1 protein-coding gene is annotated in these 1,130 nt (G+C 39.6%); it reads left to right on the top strand.

Features of this window, described 5'->3' with window-relative positions; translation table 11 throughout:
* Window positions 1-795: 795 nt before the first annotated feature.
* Window positions 796-1,130, top strand: a 335-nt coding sequence (locus PMW67_RS09710; RefSeq protein WP_431521141.1) for a hypothetical protein, incomplete at its 3' end; no start/stop codon positions are given.

The raw sequence follows: 1,130 nt of genomic DNA, 5'->3' as shown, positions 1-1,130 counted from the left end.
GAGATCTACACCCCTATGGTCGTCGGCAGCGTCAGATGTGTATAAGAGACAGGTATAAGAGACAGGCTATCCGATAGACTGGGAAAGGCTATACTTGAAAAAGAGCAAAACGGCACAAAGGCATTCAAAGCCGAGAATGACAAGGAGTATTATAGACAACAAATGGACAACGCAAGGACAACCAGTAACCGATTAAGGACGGAGAACCAAGAACTAAAGACCGAAACCAAGGAATTGAAAAAAGAACTTGGTAAGATGAAAGACTTGTTCAATTCCGAACAACTGGAGGCTTTAAGGCATCATTTCCCAAACATATCAAAAGCTATGGAAGAGGGGAAAGACCTACTCAAGCAAATCACCAGAAGCAGAGGTTTCGGTATGGGTATGTAACCCCCCCCCGCCCCCAAAGGGGGAGCGACCAAACGGCAGCCTCTCTCAATGGAGTGTTACGTCGTTCGGATTCGGAAGAAATTTTGCAGGGTTCGGAAAACGGTTGTGTGCTTATTCTAAAAAAAGTTTATGGTGTGGCGCTCGTCGGGACGGGTGGTCCCGCCCCTTGCCGCTGGGCGCTCCCCGACCGATGATTTTTAAGTGACTGATTTTGTGCTGTTTTGGGGGTATATTAAGAATAGAAGAAATAGAATAAGTTAAGTACTTGATACACAATATAGGGCATTTTCCATATTGGAAATTCTCATTTTCCAATCTAGAAAATACTGATTTCCTAATATAATACTAAACAGGAAAATAATATTTCCCTTAATATTGTTTTTATGGAAAATAATAGTTTACTTTGTGGAGAATAATATTTCCCAAAAACACATCAAAATGGAAAATAAAAAAGCAGTTAAGTTAACCGATTTTCAAAAGAACGAAGAAAATCCTTTTATGAAACAAGCTATAGAAGGTATTGAAAATCATGTTGTTAAAAAGTATAAGAGTAATAGTGGTGGCGATAAGAGAGCCGTAGTAGCTTTAGCCGACACTGAAACTGGAGAAGTGTTTAAGACTTCGTTTATCCGTCAAATAGAAGTAGATGAAGAACAATTCACTAAATTGTATCTTTCTAACTTTGCTGCATTCTTTGACCTATCACAAGCAGCTATTCGGGTTTTTGGTTACTTTATGAC

It is taken from the genome of Collinsella aerofaciens, assembly GCF_028209395.1.
Lineage (GTDB): Bacteria > Actinomycetota > Coriobacteriia > Coriobacteriales > Coriobacteriaceae > Collinsella > Collinsella aerofaciens_AZ.
Note: the sequence above shows the minus strand (reverse complement) of the source record. Positions and strands in the feature narration are given on the sequence as shown.